We start from the raw sequence: 13,418 nt of genomic DNA, 5'->3' as shown, positions 1-13,418 counted from the left end.
CATGCGGTAGCGCGCGGCCGATAATGGTTCGGATGAGCAGTTCCGACCTGGACACCGACCTGCAAGAACATGGACGCGAGCGCGATGTGGCGCTTGCAGCCGACAGCTTCGTGATGCCCGCTGCCTCCGGCCTGCGCGTTGACATGCGCCAGACGCCGGCCGGCGTGGTGGGCTACGAGGCATTGCCCGACCACCGCATCAAGCTCCACGCGGGCGCGCCGGTCACCGGTGCCTGCCGGCTGCACAAGTTCCTTTACACACGCGGCGATCTCGACATCCTGCCGGCCGGGACCACCGACATCTGGCAGGAGGAAGCGCCCAGCACCTCGATCGTGGTGCGCCTGGCGCCTTCGCTGCTGCAGCGCACCGCCGACGAGATGGGGCTGCCGGCCGAACGCGCGCGGCTCGACCAGCGCCACCAGTTCCGCGACGCACAGATCGAACACATCGCCTGGGCGCTGGACGCCGAGCGCCGCGCGGGCTTTGCGAACGGCAGGCTCTACACCGACAGCCTGGGCACCGCGCTGGCGGTGCGGCTGATCGCCGGGCACCAGGGCGAGACCGGTCGGACACCCGTGCAGGGCCTGACGCGGCCGCAACTGCGCCGCGTGACGGAGTACATCGAAGCCCACCTGGACGGCGATCTTTCGCTGCCGGCACTGGCTGCCGTTGCGGGCCTGAGCGCCTCGCACCTGAAGACGCAGTTCAAGCGCTCCACCGGCCTGCCGGTGCATGCGTACGTGGTGTACCGGCGCGTGGACCGCGCGCGCGGTTTGCTGGTGCGCGGCGACATGCCGGCGAGCCTGGTTGCGTTGGAAAGCGGCTTCTCACACCAGAGCCACATGGCGCGCTGCATGCGCCGCGTGCTGGGCGTGACGCCGGGCGAGCTGCGGCGCGCGGGCTAAGGGAAGGGCCTGTTACTGCGGCCCCCATCGATCAGCGGGCTTCGTTGTCGAAGCCGCTGAATTCGATGTCGGGCGCGCTGGTGTTGTGTTTGGACGGCAGGCTGCGGCCGAAGCGCACCTGCGTGGCCTGCAAGGACTTCACCTCGGGCAAAGGCTTGGCCTGCAAGGCGGCGCTCGGTGATTCCTGCCAGCGCACTTCGCTCATGTCGGCGTTGTCGGGCGTCACGTACATCGAGCGCAGCACGGCGAAAGGTTGCGCGTTCGCCGTGGGCTTGGTGAGCGTCACGTCGAGCGCGGTGCGCTTGCGGCTGATTTCGTCCACCTTCGCCAAGGCGCTGCCGCCGTTCGCAAAGCGCAGATGAATCGCCAGCGGCTTCGTCACCACGCGGATCGAGGCGATGTTCACCACCGGCCGCCCGGCCTGCTCGACCGGGCCGAGCAGGAACGACGAGCCGTACACACCGTCGCCGAAGCGCGCCTCGGGCAGCGGCTTGAGGCGCCAATAACCGTCGGAGGGGTAGAGCACGATGGCTTCGAGCGCCTTGCCGTTTTCCTTCTTGAACACCTGCAGCAGATGAAAGCCGCGGTCGCTGCGGTTGTCCACCTGCACCGGCACGCGCTGCGGCCGCCAGAAGGTGGGCAGGGTCATGCCGACGATGCGCCACTGGGCGTTGTCCAGCAGCACCACGGTGCGCTTCTTGAAGCGGTGCGCCGGATCGGTGGGGTGCGCGCCGCCGTCGAAGTTGCAGCCCGAGAAATCGGGCGCGGTGATGTCCTTGCCGATCTTGTCGAGGTAGTCGGGCTGCAGCGCCTCGATGCGCATGCGACGGATGCCGTCACCGCGCAACACCATCGAGACGTTGTCTTCTTCCGCGCAGGCGGTGGTGGTGGTGCCGTTCTCGACGGTGGCGGCGACCGGGGCTGCAATGGCTGCCGTGCCGGCCGAAAGCAGCGCGGCGGCGAAGGTGAAAAAGAGGCGGCTGGTGCGAGGGGCGTGGGGCAGGGGCATCAGGTCTCCGTGGGAAGAGGCAAACAGATTCAGGGGGCGGCGCGTTCAGCAAATCTTCATTCGCGCCGGCCGATCAGGTCGGTGAAGAGGCGATGTTCGCACTCCGGGTCGGAGCACTTCTCGCAAGGCCATGTCCACGCGGCGGGCTTTGCTTCGGTTTGGCCGCGCACTCGCGCACGCGTTTCGCTGCCGGCGATCGAATGGATGGCGTTCCAGGCGTTGGCGAGCCGTTCGCCGCCGCTGCCGTGAACCACCGCGAACGGGAGCCCGGCCCCCACCAGCGCGGCACGCACCAGCGTGTCGGTCGGCTGGCGCGCATGCGGGCCGTCGCGCATCTCGTCGGCGACCCAGGGGATGTCGAGCGCGGCGAGGAGATGCACGGCGTAGCGGCGCTGGGCGGCGAGGGCGTCGGCGTAGAGCGAGCGGTCACCGAAGAGCTGCTCGCTGTAGACCGCGGTCATGAGCGCGGTGGTGTCGGCCACCACGACGCCCGTTGCGGCGGCCATGGCGATCCGGCGGGTCTGCTCGTCGGCAATGGCCTGTTGCTCGTCGGGGCGCGGCGTGCGGCGCTCGCGCTCGCACCATTCGCGCAGGTATTCGCCGACCAGCGTCGTCGGAATGCCGCGCTGCTGCAGCCGCTGCGCGATGGCGCGGGCCAGTTCGGTCTTGCCGGTGCTCTCGGCGCCCAGCACGGTGATGACGCAGCCGGTGGGCAGCGTCGGCGTCATGCGCGCGCCGCCCCGGGCAGGCGCCGCTGCCAGGCCAGGTAGCCGGCCACGCTGAGCACGGCGAACACCGCGTAGAGCCCGACGGTGAGCCACAGCCCCTTGTGGATGAACAGGCCCACGCTCACGACGTTCACGGCCAGCCACACGAGCCAGTTCTCGATGAACTTGCGCCCGAGCAGGAACTGGCCGACCAGGCTGAGACCCGTGGCAAAGCCGTCCCACCAAGGCACGTCGGTGTCGGTGAAGCGGCGAAGAAAGAGGGCGACGGCGGGCCATGCAATGGCACAGGCCGCCAGGGTGAATGCGATGCCGCGCGGCGAAAGCCGGCTGACCTGCAGCGCGCTGCCGTCGGCCCGGTGCCCGCGCAGCCATTGCGACCAGCCCCACAGCGCGACGAAAGCGAAGAACACCTGCAGCGACGCATCGCCGTAGATGCGCGCCCTGGCAAACACCACGACATAAAGGAGAGAACTGACGACGGCCAGCGGCCAGCCCCAGTGAATCTCGCGCATGTTGCAGCCGACCATGGCGAGCGCCAGGACGGCGGCCACGAGTTCGAGCCAGCTGACGGGAGAGCCCCAGAGCGCGAAGGCGGGGGCCGAGAGGAACTCGGGCATCGGCAGGCGCAGCGTTGCGGCGTCAGTGCGTGGTCAGTGGGTGATCTGCACGAACACTTCGTTCGGCTTGACCATGCCGAGCTCGGCTCGCGCGCGCTCTTCGACCATCTCGAGCCCGTCCTTGAGGTCGTTGACCTCCGAGGACAAGCGCTCGTTGGCGATGGTGGCCTTGGCGTTGGCTTCCTTCTGGTCGGTCAGCTTGGTCTGCAGTTGCGCCACGTCGCGCACGCTGCCGCGCCCGTTCCACAGCTGCCACTGCAGCACAACCAGCAGCAGCAGCAACACGATGGGGGGAACGAAGCGCGCGCGCATGGTCAGGCCCTGAGCGGGCTATCGCAGGGCAGCCTGGGGCCAGTGCGCGCAGCCTGGGGGTGGTTCATTTCAGGTTGTAGAACGCGCCGCGGCCCGGGTAGCTGGCGATGTCGCCCAGGTCTTCTTCGATGCGCAGCAGTTGGTTGTACTTGGCGATGCGGTCCGAACGGGAGAGCGAGCCGGTCTTGATCTGGCCGGCGTTGGTGCCCACGGCGATGTCGGCGATGGTGCTGTCTTCGGTTTCGCCCGAGCGGTGCGAAATGACGGCGGTGTAGCCCGCGCGCTTGGCCATCTCGATGGCGGCGAAGGTTTCGGTGAGCGTGCCGATCTGGTTGATCTTGATCAGGATCGAGTTGGCGATGCCCTTGTCGATGCCTTCTTGCAGGATCTTGGTGTTGGTGACGAACAGGTCGTCGCCCACCAGCTGCACGCGCTTGCCCAGGCGTTCGGTCAGGTGCTTCCAGCCGTCCCAGTCGCCTTCGTGCATGCCGTCTTCGATGCTGATGATGGGGTACTTGTCGACCCAGGTGGCCAGCATGTCGGTCCAGCTTTCGGCAGACAGCGAGAGGTTTTCGCCCGACAGCATGTACTTGCCGTCCTTGTAGAACTCGCTGGCCGCGCAGTCCAGGCCCAGGGCGATCTGCTCGCCTGCCGTGTAGCCGGCCTTGTCGATGGCTTCCAGGATCAGCTGGATGGCCGCTTCATGGCTTTCGACGCTGGGAGCGAAGCCGCCTTCGTCGCCCACCGCCGTGCTGATGCCGCGGTCGCCCAGGATCTTTTTCAGTGCATGGAACACTTCGGCGCCGTAGCGCACGGCCTCGCGGAAGCTCTTGGCGCCCACGGGGATGATCATGAACTCCTGCAGGTCCAGGCTGTTGTTGGCGTGCGCGCCGCCGTTGATGACGTTCATCATCGGCACCGGCAGCTGCATGCCGCCCATGCCGCCGAAGTAGCGGTACAGCGGCAGGCCCGATTCTTCGGCCGCGGCGCGGGCCACGGCCATCGAGACGGCGAGGGTGGCGTTGGCGCCCAGGCGCGCCTTGTTGTCGGTACCGTCCAGGTCGATCATGGTGCGATCGAGGAAGGCCTGTTCGCTGGCATCCAGGCCGAGCACGGCTTCGGAGATCTCGGTGTTGATGTTCTCCACGGCCTTGAGCACGCCCTTGCCCAGGTAGCGGCTCTTGTCGCCGTCGCGCAGCTCGATGGCTTCGCGCGAGCCGGTCGATGCGCCCGAGGGCACGGCCGCGCGGCCCATGGTGCCCGACTCGAGCAGCACGTCGCACTCGACGGTGGGGTTGCCTCGGCTGTCGAGAATTTCGCGGCCGACGATGTCAACGATTGCACTCATCTTTTTCTCTTTCTCAAATAAAACGGTTCACAGACCTTCGACGACGATCATTCGCATGATCGCTGCGCCCTCGCGCGCGGCGCGCGCCTTGCTGTACTCGGGCGACGCACTGAATTTTTTTGCGGCTTCGACGCTGGGAAACTTCAGGATCACGATGCGCTCGGGCGACCAGTCGCCCTCGAGCACTTCGACCTTGCCGCCGCGCACGCACACCTCGGCGCCGTGCGCCTTCATGGCTTCGGTGGACCACTTCTTGTAGTCCTCGTACTGGGTCGGGTTGGTGACGACGACGTTGGCGATGATGTAGGCGCTGCTCATTGCTGAAAGATGTCCTCGAGGAAAGCGGTTTTCTTGGTGACCCGGTCGAGCGCCACGAGCGTCTCGAGCAGGGCCTTCATGTGCTTGAGCGGCACGGCGTTGGGGCCGTCGCTCAGTGCCTTGGCGGGGTCGGGGTGCGTCTCCATGAAGAGGCCGGCCACGCCAACGGCCACGGCCGCGCGCGAGAGCACCGGCACCATTTCGCGCTGGCCGCCGGAGGTCGTGCCCTGGCCGCCGGGGAGCTGCACCGAATGGGTGGCGTCGAACACCACGGGCGCTTGGGTCTCGCGCATGATCGCGAGCGAGCGCATGTCCGAGACGAGGTTGTTGTAGCCGAAGCTCGCGCCGCGTTCGCAGGCCATGAAGCTGTCTTCGTCAAGGCCCGCTTCCCTGGCGGCCGCGCGCGCCTTGTCGATCACGTTCTTCATGTCGTGCGGCGCGAGGAACTGGCCCTTCTTGATGTTGACCGGCTTGCCCGACTGCGCCGCGGCGTGGATGAAGTCGGTCTGGCGGCACAGGAAGGCGGGCGTCTGCAGCACGTCGACCACCTTGGCGGCCTCGGTGATGTCTTCGGTGGTGTGCACGTCGGTGAGCACGGGCAGGCCCAGTTCGCGCTTCACCTTGGCGAGGATTTCGAGGCCCTTGTCGCGGCCCGGACCGCGAAAGCTGGTGCCCGAGGAGCGGTTGGCCTTGTCGAAGCTGCTCTTGAAGATGAACGGAATGCCCAGCGCCGAAGTGATTTCCTTCAGCGTGCCGGCGGTGTCCATCTGCAGCTGCTCGGATTCGATCACGCAGGGGCCGGCGATCAGGAAGAAGGGCTGGTCGAGCCCGACGTCGAATCCGCAAAGTTTCATGCGACGGCTTTCAGGGCCTTGGTGCTTCCCGCCCCCCGGTCCTTGTGATCGAGCGCTGCCTTGATGAAGGCGTTGAACAGCGGATGGCCGCCCCACGGCGTCGACTTGAACTCGGGGTGGAACTGCACGCCCATGAACCAGGGGTGCACGTCCTGCGGCAGCTCGACGATTTCGGTCAGGTGCTCGCGCTGCGTGAGCGCAGAGATCACCAGGCCTGCGGCGCGCAGCTCGTCCAGGTAGTTGACGTTGGCTTCGTAGCGATGGCGATGACGCTCGGTGACCACGTCGCCGTAGATGCTGTGGGCCAGCGTGCCGGGCGTGACGTCGGAGCTTTGTGCGCCCAGGCGCATGGTGCCGCCGAGATCGGACTTCTCGTCGCGCGTCTTGACGGTGCCGTCGTTGTCCTTCCACTCGGTGATCAGCGCGATCACGGGGGTGGGCGTCTCGGGGTCGAACTCGGTGCTGTTGGCGTTCTTGAGGCCCGCCACGTGGCGGGCGTACTCGATGGTGGCCACCTGCATGCCCAGGCAGATGCCCAAATACGGCACCTTGCTTTCACGGGCGAAGCGGGCCGCGGAGATCTTGCCTTCCACGCCGCGCTGGCCGAAGCCGCCGGGCACGAGGATCGCGTCGTACTTCGCGAGGCGCGAGACGTCCTGCGCGGTGATGGTTTCGGAATCGATGTAGTCGATCTTCACGCGCGCATGGTTCTTCATGCCGGCGTGGCGCAGCGCTTCGTTGAGCGACTTGTAGCTGTCCGAAAGGTCCACGTACTTGCCGACCATGGCGATCGACACGTCCTGCTGCGGATGCTCGACCTCGTAGACCAGTTCGTCCCAGCGCTGCAGCTTGGCGGGCGGGGTGTTGATGCGCAGCTTGTCGCAGATGAGGCCGTCCAGGCCCTGCTCGTGCAGCATGCGGGGCACCTTGTAGATGGTGTCCACGTCCCACATCGAGATCACGCCCCATTCGGGCACGTTGGAGAACAGCGAGATCTTGGCGCGTTCGTCGTCGGGGATCGGGCGGTCGGCGCGGCACAGCAGCACGTCGGCCTGGATGCCGATGGCACGCAGTTCCTTGGCGGTGTGCTGCGTCGGCTTGGTCTTGAGCTCGCCGGCGGCGGCGATCCAGGGCACGTAGGAGAGGTGCACGAAGGCCGAGTTGTTCGGGCCGTTGCGCAGGCTCATCTGGCGCACGGCTTCCAGGAAGGGCAGCGATTCGATGTCGCCGACCGTGCCGCCGATCTCGACGATGGCCACGTCCACTTCGTGCGAGGTGCCGATGCCGGCGCCGCGCTTGATGTATTCCTGGATTTCGTTGGTGATGTGCGGAATCACCTGCACCGTCTTGCCAAGGTAGTCGCCGCGGCGCTCCTTCTCGAGCACGGTCTTGTAAATCTGGCCGGTCGTGAAGTTGTTGGCCTTGCGCATGCGCGTGTTGATGAAGCGCTCGTAGTGGCCGAGGTCCAGGTCGGTCTCGGCACCGTCATCGGTGACGAACACCTCGCCATGCTGGAAAGGCGACATCGTGCCGGGGTCGACATTGATGTACGGATCGAGCTTGATGAGGGTGACTTGAAGGCCGCGCGATTCGAGGATCGCGGCGAGCGAGGCGGAGGCGATTCCCTTGCCAAGGGAAGATACGACACCACCGGTGACGAAGACAAATTTGGTCATGCCAGTTCCGGATGCGTGAATCCGGGCAGTGGGAAATTGCGATTATAGGTGTGCCCTTTGCGACACCTCCCGCCGAGGGCTTGTTGCCATTTGTTCGATGGCCTATGAGCAACAATACGGCCCATGCAAGATCTCGCCGGAAAACACATTGTCCTGGGCCTCACGGGCGGCATTGCCTGCTACAAGTCGGCCGAATTGTGCCGGCTGCTCGTGAAGGCGGGCGCGACCGTGCAGGTGGTGATGACCGAGGCGGCCGAGCAGTTCATCACCCCAGTGACGATGCAGGCGCTGTCGGGGCGCACCGTCTACACCTCGCAGTGGGACGCCCGCGAGCCCAACAACATGCCGCACATCAACCTGAGCCGCGAGGCCGATGCGATCGTGCTGGCGCCTTGCAGCGCCGACTTCATCGCCCGCCTGGTGCAGGGCCGATCGGACGACCTCCTGAGCCTGATGTGCCTGGCCCGCCCCACCGACCGCGTGCCGCTGCTGATCGCCCCGGCCATGAACCGCGAGATGTGGGCCCACCCCGCCACCCAGCGCAACCTGATGCAGGTGTCGGCCGACGGCGCGACCGTGCTGGGCGTGGGCAGCGGCTGGCAGGCCTGCGGCGAAACCGGCGACGGCCGCATGCTGGAGCCGGCGCAGATGCTCGAGGACATCACCGCTTTCTTTCAGCCGAAGCTCCTGGCAGGGCAGAAGCTGCTGGTCACGGCGGGGCCTACCTTCGAGGCGCTGGACCCGATTCGCGGCATCACCAACCATTCGTCCGGAAAAATGGGATTCGCCATCGCGCGCGCGGCCCGCGAGGCCGGCGCCGACGTCACGCTGGTGGCCGGCCCCGTGCACTTGCCGACGCCGCGGGGCGTGACCCGCATCGATGTGCTTTCGGCGCAGGACATGTTGGAAGCCACCGTGCAGGCCGCGCAGAGCGCTAGCATTTTTGTAGCGACGGCCGCCGTGGCCGACTGGCGCCCGGCCACGCACAGCGACCAGAAGATCAAGAAGGACGGCAGCGGCAAGACGCCGGTGCTCAATTTCGTCGAGAACGCCGACATCCTGCTCACGGTTGCCAAGAGCGATCGGGCGCAGGCGAAGAAACTGTTCTGCGTCGGCTTCGCGGCCGAGAGCGAGAACCTTGTCGAACATGCCAAGGCCAAGCGCGAGCGCAAGGGCATTCCGCTCCTGGTCGGCAACATCGGCCCGCTCACCTTCGGGCAGGACGACAACGCGCTGCTGCTGGTGGACGCCCAGGGCGTGCGCGAACTGCCCCGCGCACCCAAGCTCACGCTGGCGCGTGAACTGATGACCGAGATTGCCGCACGCCTTATCGACTGGAGAGTCTGATGAACACCGAATCGAACACACCGCCCAATGGCGACTTTGCCCGTTACGTGGAGCAGCTTTCGGCGCGGGCCGCGCTGCCGAAACGGCCGGGGCAACCGGGAGAGCCCGGGCTCGACGTCGGCATGACGCCGTCGCCCGGTCAGCAGGGCCCGGTCACGGCCGCGATGCAGCGCGCCGACCTGCCGAACGGCCAGGAACAGAAGCGGGAGCCGGGCTCGTTGGACCCGGTGCTGCTCAAGGTGCTGGGCGGCGTGGGGGCGCTGGTGTTCCTGGTGTTGTGGTCCATCGGTGTGCCGTTCTTCGTGCTGGTCGCGGGGTTCGTCGCGGCCGCGTGGTTCGGCAAGAGTTTTTTCAAGGGTCTGAAGCTGACGCCTGGCCCTGCCAAGTGGCAGCAGGTGCTCGAAGAGGCCGCTCGCAAGCAAAGAGAACAGCAACAAAAGCAAGGCAAGTAAGTCAGTGAAAGTCGACGTCCGTATCCTCGATCCGCGCATGGCGGATCAATTGCCCGCCTATGCCACGCCCGGAAGCGCGGGCCTCGATCTACGCGCCTGCCTCGATGCGCCGATCACGCTGGAGCCCAACGGCTGGCAGCTGGTGGGGACCGGCATCGCGATTCATCTGGCGGACCCGGCCTTCGCGGCGCTGATCCTGCCGCGCTCGGGGCTGGGCCACAAGCACGGCATCGTGCTGGGCAACCTCGTCGGCCTGATCGACAGCGACTACCAGGGCGAACTCAAGATCAGCGCCTGGAACCGCAGCAACACGCCCTTTGTGCTGCAGCCCATGGAGCGGCTTGCGCAACTGGTCATCGTGCCGGTGGTGCAGGCGCAGTTTCAGGTGGTTTCGGAGTTTGCAGCTTCGCAACGCGGCGAGGGCGGCTACGGATCCACGGGCAAGCATTAGCCGCTGGATCCTGAAGCGAACCTGAGTAAGCGACAGGTAAGCGAGGGGTAAAGAACGGAACCGCGCAGGCGCCGCCGCGCTCGATAGTTTCAGCATGTGTCGTGCGTCATCGCAGAGAAAGCTGCGGCGTTAGGCACAGGCAGGCGCATCTTTTCTTTTCCCTTGCGCCGTTCTACCTGAGGAGCCACTCAACATGAAGATTTCAATGCGCTTCGCATCCGTTACCGCCACGGTGCTGGCCCTGGCCACGCTCACCGCTTGCGTCGCCCCCGCGCCGGTCTACCAGACCTCGCGCTATCCCTACCAAGCGCCGCCGCAGGCCATCCAGTACCGCGAGGCGGCGTATGTCGAATACGGTCATGTGGCCAACATCGAGGTGCTGCGCAGCGAAACGGCCGGCACCGGCACCTCGGGCGGCGGTGCCGTCGCCGGCGGCGTCATCGGCGCCGTGGTCGGCAACCAGTTCGGACGCGGACAAGGCCGCGCGGCCGCCACCGCCCTGGGCATCGTGGGCGGCGCCCTGCTGGGCAACACCATCGAAGCCCAGCAGAACGGGCCGCGTGCCTATGAAACCTATCGCGTGTCGGTGCAGACCGACCGCGGCGGATACCGGGCCTTCGACGTGCAAAGTCCGGGCGACCTGCGCATCGGCGACCGGGTGCGCATCGACAACGGACAGATCTCGCGCATGTAAGCCTGTGTCGCGGGCGCAAAATAAAAACCGGGCGGTGCCCGGTTTTTTTGCGTCTGCGGTCCTCGGCCCCAGCTCGGCTTCAGTGCAGCATCTGGTTGCCCGGCGCCATCGGCGGCACCTTGAAAAACGCCGTGCCCGCGGTACCGCGGCCCACTTCTTCTTCGGTGGCTTCGCGCACCGAGCGCACGGTGATGTCCAGCCGGATCGCAATGCCCGCCAGCGGGTGGTTGCCGTCGAGCACCAGGTGCTCGGGGTAGATCTCGGCCACGGTGTAGATCGTGTCCTTGGGCATGTCCTCGCTCACGCCCTTCGGCAGGGCAGAGCCGTCGAAGGTCATGCCTTCCTCGGTGCCTTCGGGAAACAGCGAGCGCGGCTCCAGAAAGAGCAAGCGGTCGTTGAAGTCGCCGAAGCCCTGTTCGGGTTCGATCTGCAGTTGCACACGGGCGCCGGGTTCGTGCCCTTGCAGCACGGCCTCGATGACGTCGAAGAGATCGTCGCCGCCCACCATGAATTCCACCGGCTCGTCGAGGACGTCCAGCACGTCGCCGAGCGTGTCTTTCATTGTCCAGGTCAAGCCGACCACGCATTGTTCAGAGATTTCCATTGCAGAATTCTCCCATGGAGACTACACAACCGCTGCCGTTGCTCGGCGGCCTGAGTGCCGCGCAGTTCATGCGGCAGTACTGGCAGAAAAAGCCCTTGCTGGTTCGCCAGGCCATTCCCGCCATGGTGCCACCGATCGACCGCAATGCGTTGTTCGCGCTGGCCGAACGCGAAGGGGTGGAATCCCGCCTCATTCGCCACGGCAAGGCCGGCTGGACGCTCAAGCACGGCCCGGTGTCACGGCGCGCCCTGCCGCCGTTGAAACAGCCCGCCTGGACGCTGCTGGTGCAGGGCGTCGATCTTCACCACGACGGGGTGCACGATCTGTTGCGGCAGTTCCGCTTCCTGCCCGACGCGCGCCTGGACGACCTGATGATCAGCTACGCGAGCGACACCGGCGGCGTGGGTGCGCATTTCGACAGCTACGACGTGTTCCTGCTGCAGGCGCAGGGGCGCCGCCGCTGGTCCATCGGCAAGCAGCGCGACCTGAGCCTGCAAGCGGGCCTGCCGCTCAAGATCCTCGAGAACTTCGAGCCGGAAGACACCTTCGTGCTCGAGCCGGGCGACATGCTCTACCTGCCGCCCAAATACGCCCACGACGGGGTGGCGGTGGGCGACGACTGCATGACCTTCTCCATCGGCCTGCGTTCGTCCGCCGTGGGCGAACTCGGCGCCGATCTGCTGGCGCGCATGGCGCAGGCGTACGCCGAAGACCTTGAGGACGCCGGCCCGGCCGAACTGGCGCGCTACCGCGACCCCACGCAGCCTGCGGTCGACAACCCGGCCGCAATGCCCGCAGCCCTGCAGGACTTCGCGCGCAAGGCCGTCGAGGCCGCGCTGCGCGACCCCGACGCCATCGCCCGCGCCCTCGGCGAGTCGCTGACCGAGCCCAAGGCCAACATCTGGTTCGACGAAGGCGGCCAGGTCCCCGACGTGTTGCAGCACGTGGCGCTCGACCGCCGCACCCGGATGCTCTACGACACGCGGCACATCTACATCAACGGCGAGAGCTTCAGAGCCGGCGGCGCCGACGCGACGCTGATGCGCCGGCTGGCCGACCAGCGCACGCTCGGTGCGCGCGAACTGGCCCGTGCCAGCGACGGCGCCGTGGCCCTGCTGGGCGAATGGTGCGAGGCGGGCTGGCTGCATGCCGGGTGACATCGTGGAAGAGGCCTTCCCGCCGCTGCCCGAAGGCCGCTTCGAAGGCCCGCAGGCCTTCGGCGAGATCGTTCGCCAAGCGCTGTCGGCGGCGGCACGGCAGGGCTGGAAAGAGATCGTCTTCAGCGACCCCGATTTCGCCGACTGGCCCCTGGGCGAACGCGCCGGCATCGAGGCGCTGCAGGCGTGGGCCGCAAGCGGCCGGCGCCTGGTGCTGCTCGCCCGGCGCTTCGACCTGATCGAACGCGGGCACGCGCGCTTCGTGCCGTGGCGCCGCATGTGGGACCACATCATCGAGTGCCGCGCGACCGGCAAGGCGGCGGGCTCTGCCGACGTGCCCAGCGCCATCTGGACGCCCACATGGTTCGTGCACCGCATCGACCCCGAGCGCAGCGGGGGCGTCAGCAGCACCGATGCGCGTGCGCGCCGCGCGCTGCGCGAGGCCATCGACGAGAGCTGGCGCCTTGCGCGCCCGGCATTCCCGGCATCGACGCTCGGCTTGTAAGCCAATGCCGCGAATCCCGCCGCGCGACACATTCGGGCGGAGATGGGGGTCTAGAATTTTTTAGGTCCAGACATTCTTTGCCAAAGGAGTTTCCATCATGCAAAAGTCTTCATCCGTCCTGATTGCCTCATTGATTGCCGCCGCCGCACTCGTTGCCTGCGGCAAGAAAGAGGACGCCGCTCCCGCCGTCGTGACGCCGCCGCCCGCGCCTGTGATCGAGCCGGCGCCCGCGCCGCCTGCGGCCACACCGGCGCCTTCCGCCGACCCGGCTGCTTCGACCCCTTCACCTGCTGCGTCGTCGGCGCTGGACGCTGCCAATGCAGCCACCGAGGCGGCCAAGAAGGAAGAAGCGCCCAAGCAATAAGAGCAGAGGGCGCTTTGCCCGAAATGCAGAAAGCCGCCTGAGGGCGGCTTTTTCATGGGTACAAGGCTCAGCAGGGC

The 13,418-nt window shown here is 66.9% G+C and carries 17 protein-coding genes; 8 read left to right on the top strand and 9 right to left on the bottom strand.

Features of this window, described 5'->3' with window-relative positions:
• The first annotated feature begins 32 nt into the window (after nt 1–32).
• Complete coding sequence (locus tag ABIC90_RS14385) at nt 33–905, top strand: AraC family transcriptional regulator (RefSeq protein ID WP_354354944.1); 873 nt, start codon at nt 33–35, stop codon at nt 903–905.
• A 31-nt stretch (nt 906–936) separates the two neighbouring features.
• Here the strand turns inward: ABIC90_RS14385 and ABIC90_RS14380 are convergent, their stop codons facing one another.
• The 8 genes from ABIC90_RS14380 to ABIC90_RS14345 all read right to left on the bottom strand — a co-directional run bounded on the left by ABIC90_RS14380 (nt 937) and on the right by ABIC90_RS14345 (nt 7,767).
• Nucleotides 937–1,914, bottom strand: coding sequence for a hypothetical protein (locus ABIC90_RS14380; protein WP_354354942.1), 978 nt, complete (start codon nt 1,912–1,914; stop codon nt 937–939).
• Nucleotides 1,915–1,970: 56 nt separating this feature from the next.
• Entirely contained in the window at nt 1,971–2,642 is a 672-nt protein-coding gene (locus tag ABIC90_RS14375) for an ATP-binding protein (protein ID WP_354354940.1), read from the bottom strand.
• On the bottom strand, nt 2,639–3,259 hold the full coding sequence (pnuC, locus tag ABIC90_RS14370) for a nicotinamide riboside transporter PnuC (protein ID WP_354354938.1): 621 nt from the start codon (nt 3,257–3,259) through the stop codon (nt 2,639–2,641). Before pnuC ends, ABIC90_RS14375 begins: the two co-directional genes overlap by 4 nt.
• Nucleotides 3,260–3,292: 33 nt before the next feature.
• Complete coding sequence (gene ftsB / locus ABIC90_RS14365) at nt 3,293–3,571, bottom strand: cell division protein FtsB (RefSeq protein ID WP_354354936.1); 279 nt, start codon at nt 3,569–3,571, stop codon at nt 3,293–3,295.
• A 64-nt stretch (nt 3,572–3,635) separates the two neighbouring features.
• Complete coding sequence (eno, locus tag ABIC90_RS14360; protein WP_354354934.1) at nt 3,636–4,919, bottom strand: phosphopyruvate hydratase; 1,284 nt, start codon at nt 4,917–4,919, stop codon at nt 3,636–3,638.
• A gap of 27 nt (nt 4,920–4,946) precedes the next feature.
• Entirely contained in the window at nt 4,947–5,237 is a 291-nt protein-coding gene (locus ABIC90_RS14355; RefSeq protein ID WP_354354932.1) for a DUF1330 domain-containing protein, read from the bottom strand.
• Complete coding sequence (gene kdsA, locus ABIC90_RS14350) at nt 5,234–6,091, bottom strand: 3-deoxy-8-phosphooctulonate synthase (RefSeq protein ID WP_354354930.1); 858 nt, start codon at nt 6,089–6,091, stop codon at nt 5,234–5,236. Before kdsA ends, ABIC90_RS14355 begins: the two co-directional genes overlap by 4 nt.
• Nucleotides 6,088–7,767 carry a CTP synthase gene (locus ABIC90_RS14345; protein WP_354354928.1) on the bottom strand — a complete coding sequence of 560 codons (1,680 nt, stop codon included), beginning with the start codon at nt 7,765–7,767 and terminating at the stop codon, nt 6,088–6,090. The genes kdsA and ABIC90_RS14345 overlap by 4 nt, the downstream gene beginning before the upstream one ends.
• A 123-nt stretch (nt 7,768–7,890) precedes the next feature.
• Here ABIC90_RS14345 and coaBC point away from each other — a divergent pair, with 123 nt between their 5' ends.
• The 4 genes from coaBC to ABIC90_RS14325 all read left to right on the top strand — a co-directional run bounded on the left by coaBC (nt 7,891) and on the right by ABIC90_RS14325 (nt 10,711).
• Nucleotides 7,891–9,114: a bifunctional phosphopantothenoylcysteine decarboxylase/phosphopantothenate--cysteine ligase CoaBC gene (gene coaBC / locus ABIC90_RS14340; protein WP_354354926.1), complete on the top strand. Its 1,224-nt coding sequence runs from the start codon at nt 7,891–7,893 to the stop codon at nt 9,112–9,114.
• Nucleotides 9,114–9,566, top strand: a complete 453-nt coding sequence (locus ABIC90_RS14335; RefSeq protein WP_354354924.1) for a hypothetical protein — start codon at nt 9,114–9,116, stop codon at nt 9,564–9,566. The genes coaBC and ABIC90_RS14335 overlap by 1 nt, the downstream gene beginning before the upstream one ends.
• 4 nt (nt 9,567–9,570) lie before the next feature.
• Entirely contained in the window at nt 9,571–10,017 is a 447-nt protein-coding gene (dut, locus tag ABIC90_RS14330) for a dUTP diphosphatase (RefSeq protein WP_354354922.1), read from the top strand.
• 193 nt (nt 10,018–10,210) lie between these two features.
• On the top strand, nt 10,211–10,711 hold the full coding sequence (locus tag ABIC90_RS14325) for a glycine zipper 2TM domain-containing protein (protein ID WP_354354920.1): 501 nt from the start codon (nt 10,211–10,213) through the stop codon (nt 10,709–10,711).
• A 79-nt stretch (nt 10,712–10,790) separates the two neighbouring features.
• Here ABIC90_RS14325 and ABIC90_RS14320 read toward each other — a convergent pair whose 3' ends face one another.
• Nucleotides 10,791–11,315 (bottom strand): FKBP-type peptidyl-prolyl cis-trans isomerase, encoded by a 525-nt coding sequence (locus ABIC90_RS14320; RefSeq protein WP_354354918.1) that lies wholly within the window; start codon nt 11,313–11,315, stop codon nt 10,791–10,793.
• A gap of 14 nt (nt 11,316–11,329) precedes the next feature.
• Between ABIC90_RS14320 and ABIC90_RS14315 the strand changes: the two genes are divergently transcribed.
• The 3 genes from ABIC90_RS14315 to ABIC90_RS14305 all read left to right on the top strand — a co-directional run bounded on the left by ABIC90_RS14315 (nt 11,330) and on the right by ABIC90_RS14305 (nt 13,341).
• Entirely contained in the window at nt 11,330–12,472 is a 1,143-nt protein-coding gene (locus tag ABIC90_RS14315; protein ID WP_354354916.1) for a cupin domain-containing protein, read from the top strand.
• Complete coding sequence (locus ABIC90_RS14310) at nt 12,462–12,977, top strand: hypothetical protein (protein ID WP_354354914.1); 516 nt, start codon at nt 12,462–12,464, stop codon at nt 12,975–12,977. The genes ABIC90_RS14315 and ABIC90_RS14310 overlap by 11 nt, the downstream gene beginning before the upstream one ends.
• A 97-nt stretch (nt 12,978–13,074) precedes the next feature.
• A complete protein-coding gene (locus ABIC90_RS14305) occupies nt 13,075–13,341 on the top strand; it encodes a hypothetical protein (RefSeq protein WP_354354912.1) in 267 nt (88 codons plus the stop codon).
• The last annotated feature ends 77 nt before the right edge of the window (nt 13,342–13,418 follow it).

Source organism: Variovorax boronicumulans, from assembly GCF_040544675.1.
Taxonomy (GTDB): domain Bacteria; phylum Pseudomonadota; class Gammaproteobacteria; order Burkholderiales; family Burkholderiaceae_C; genus Variovorax; species Variovorax boronicumulans_D.
This window is presented reverse-complemented; position numbering and strand designations above follow the sequence as displayed.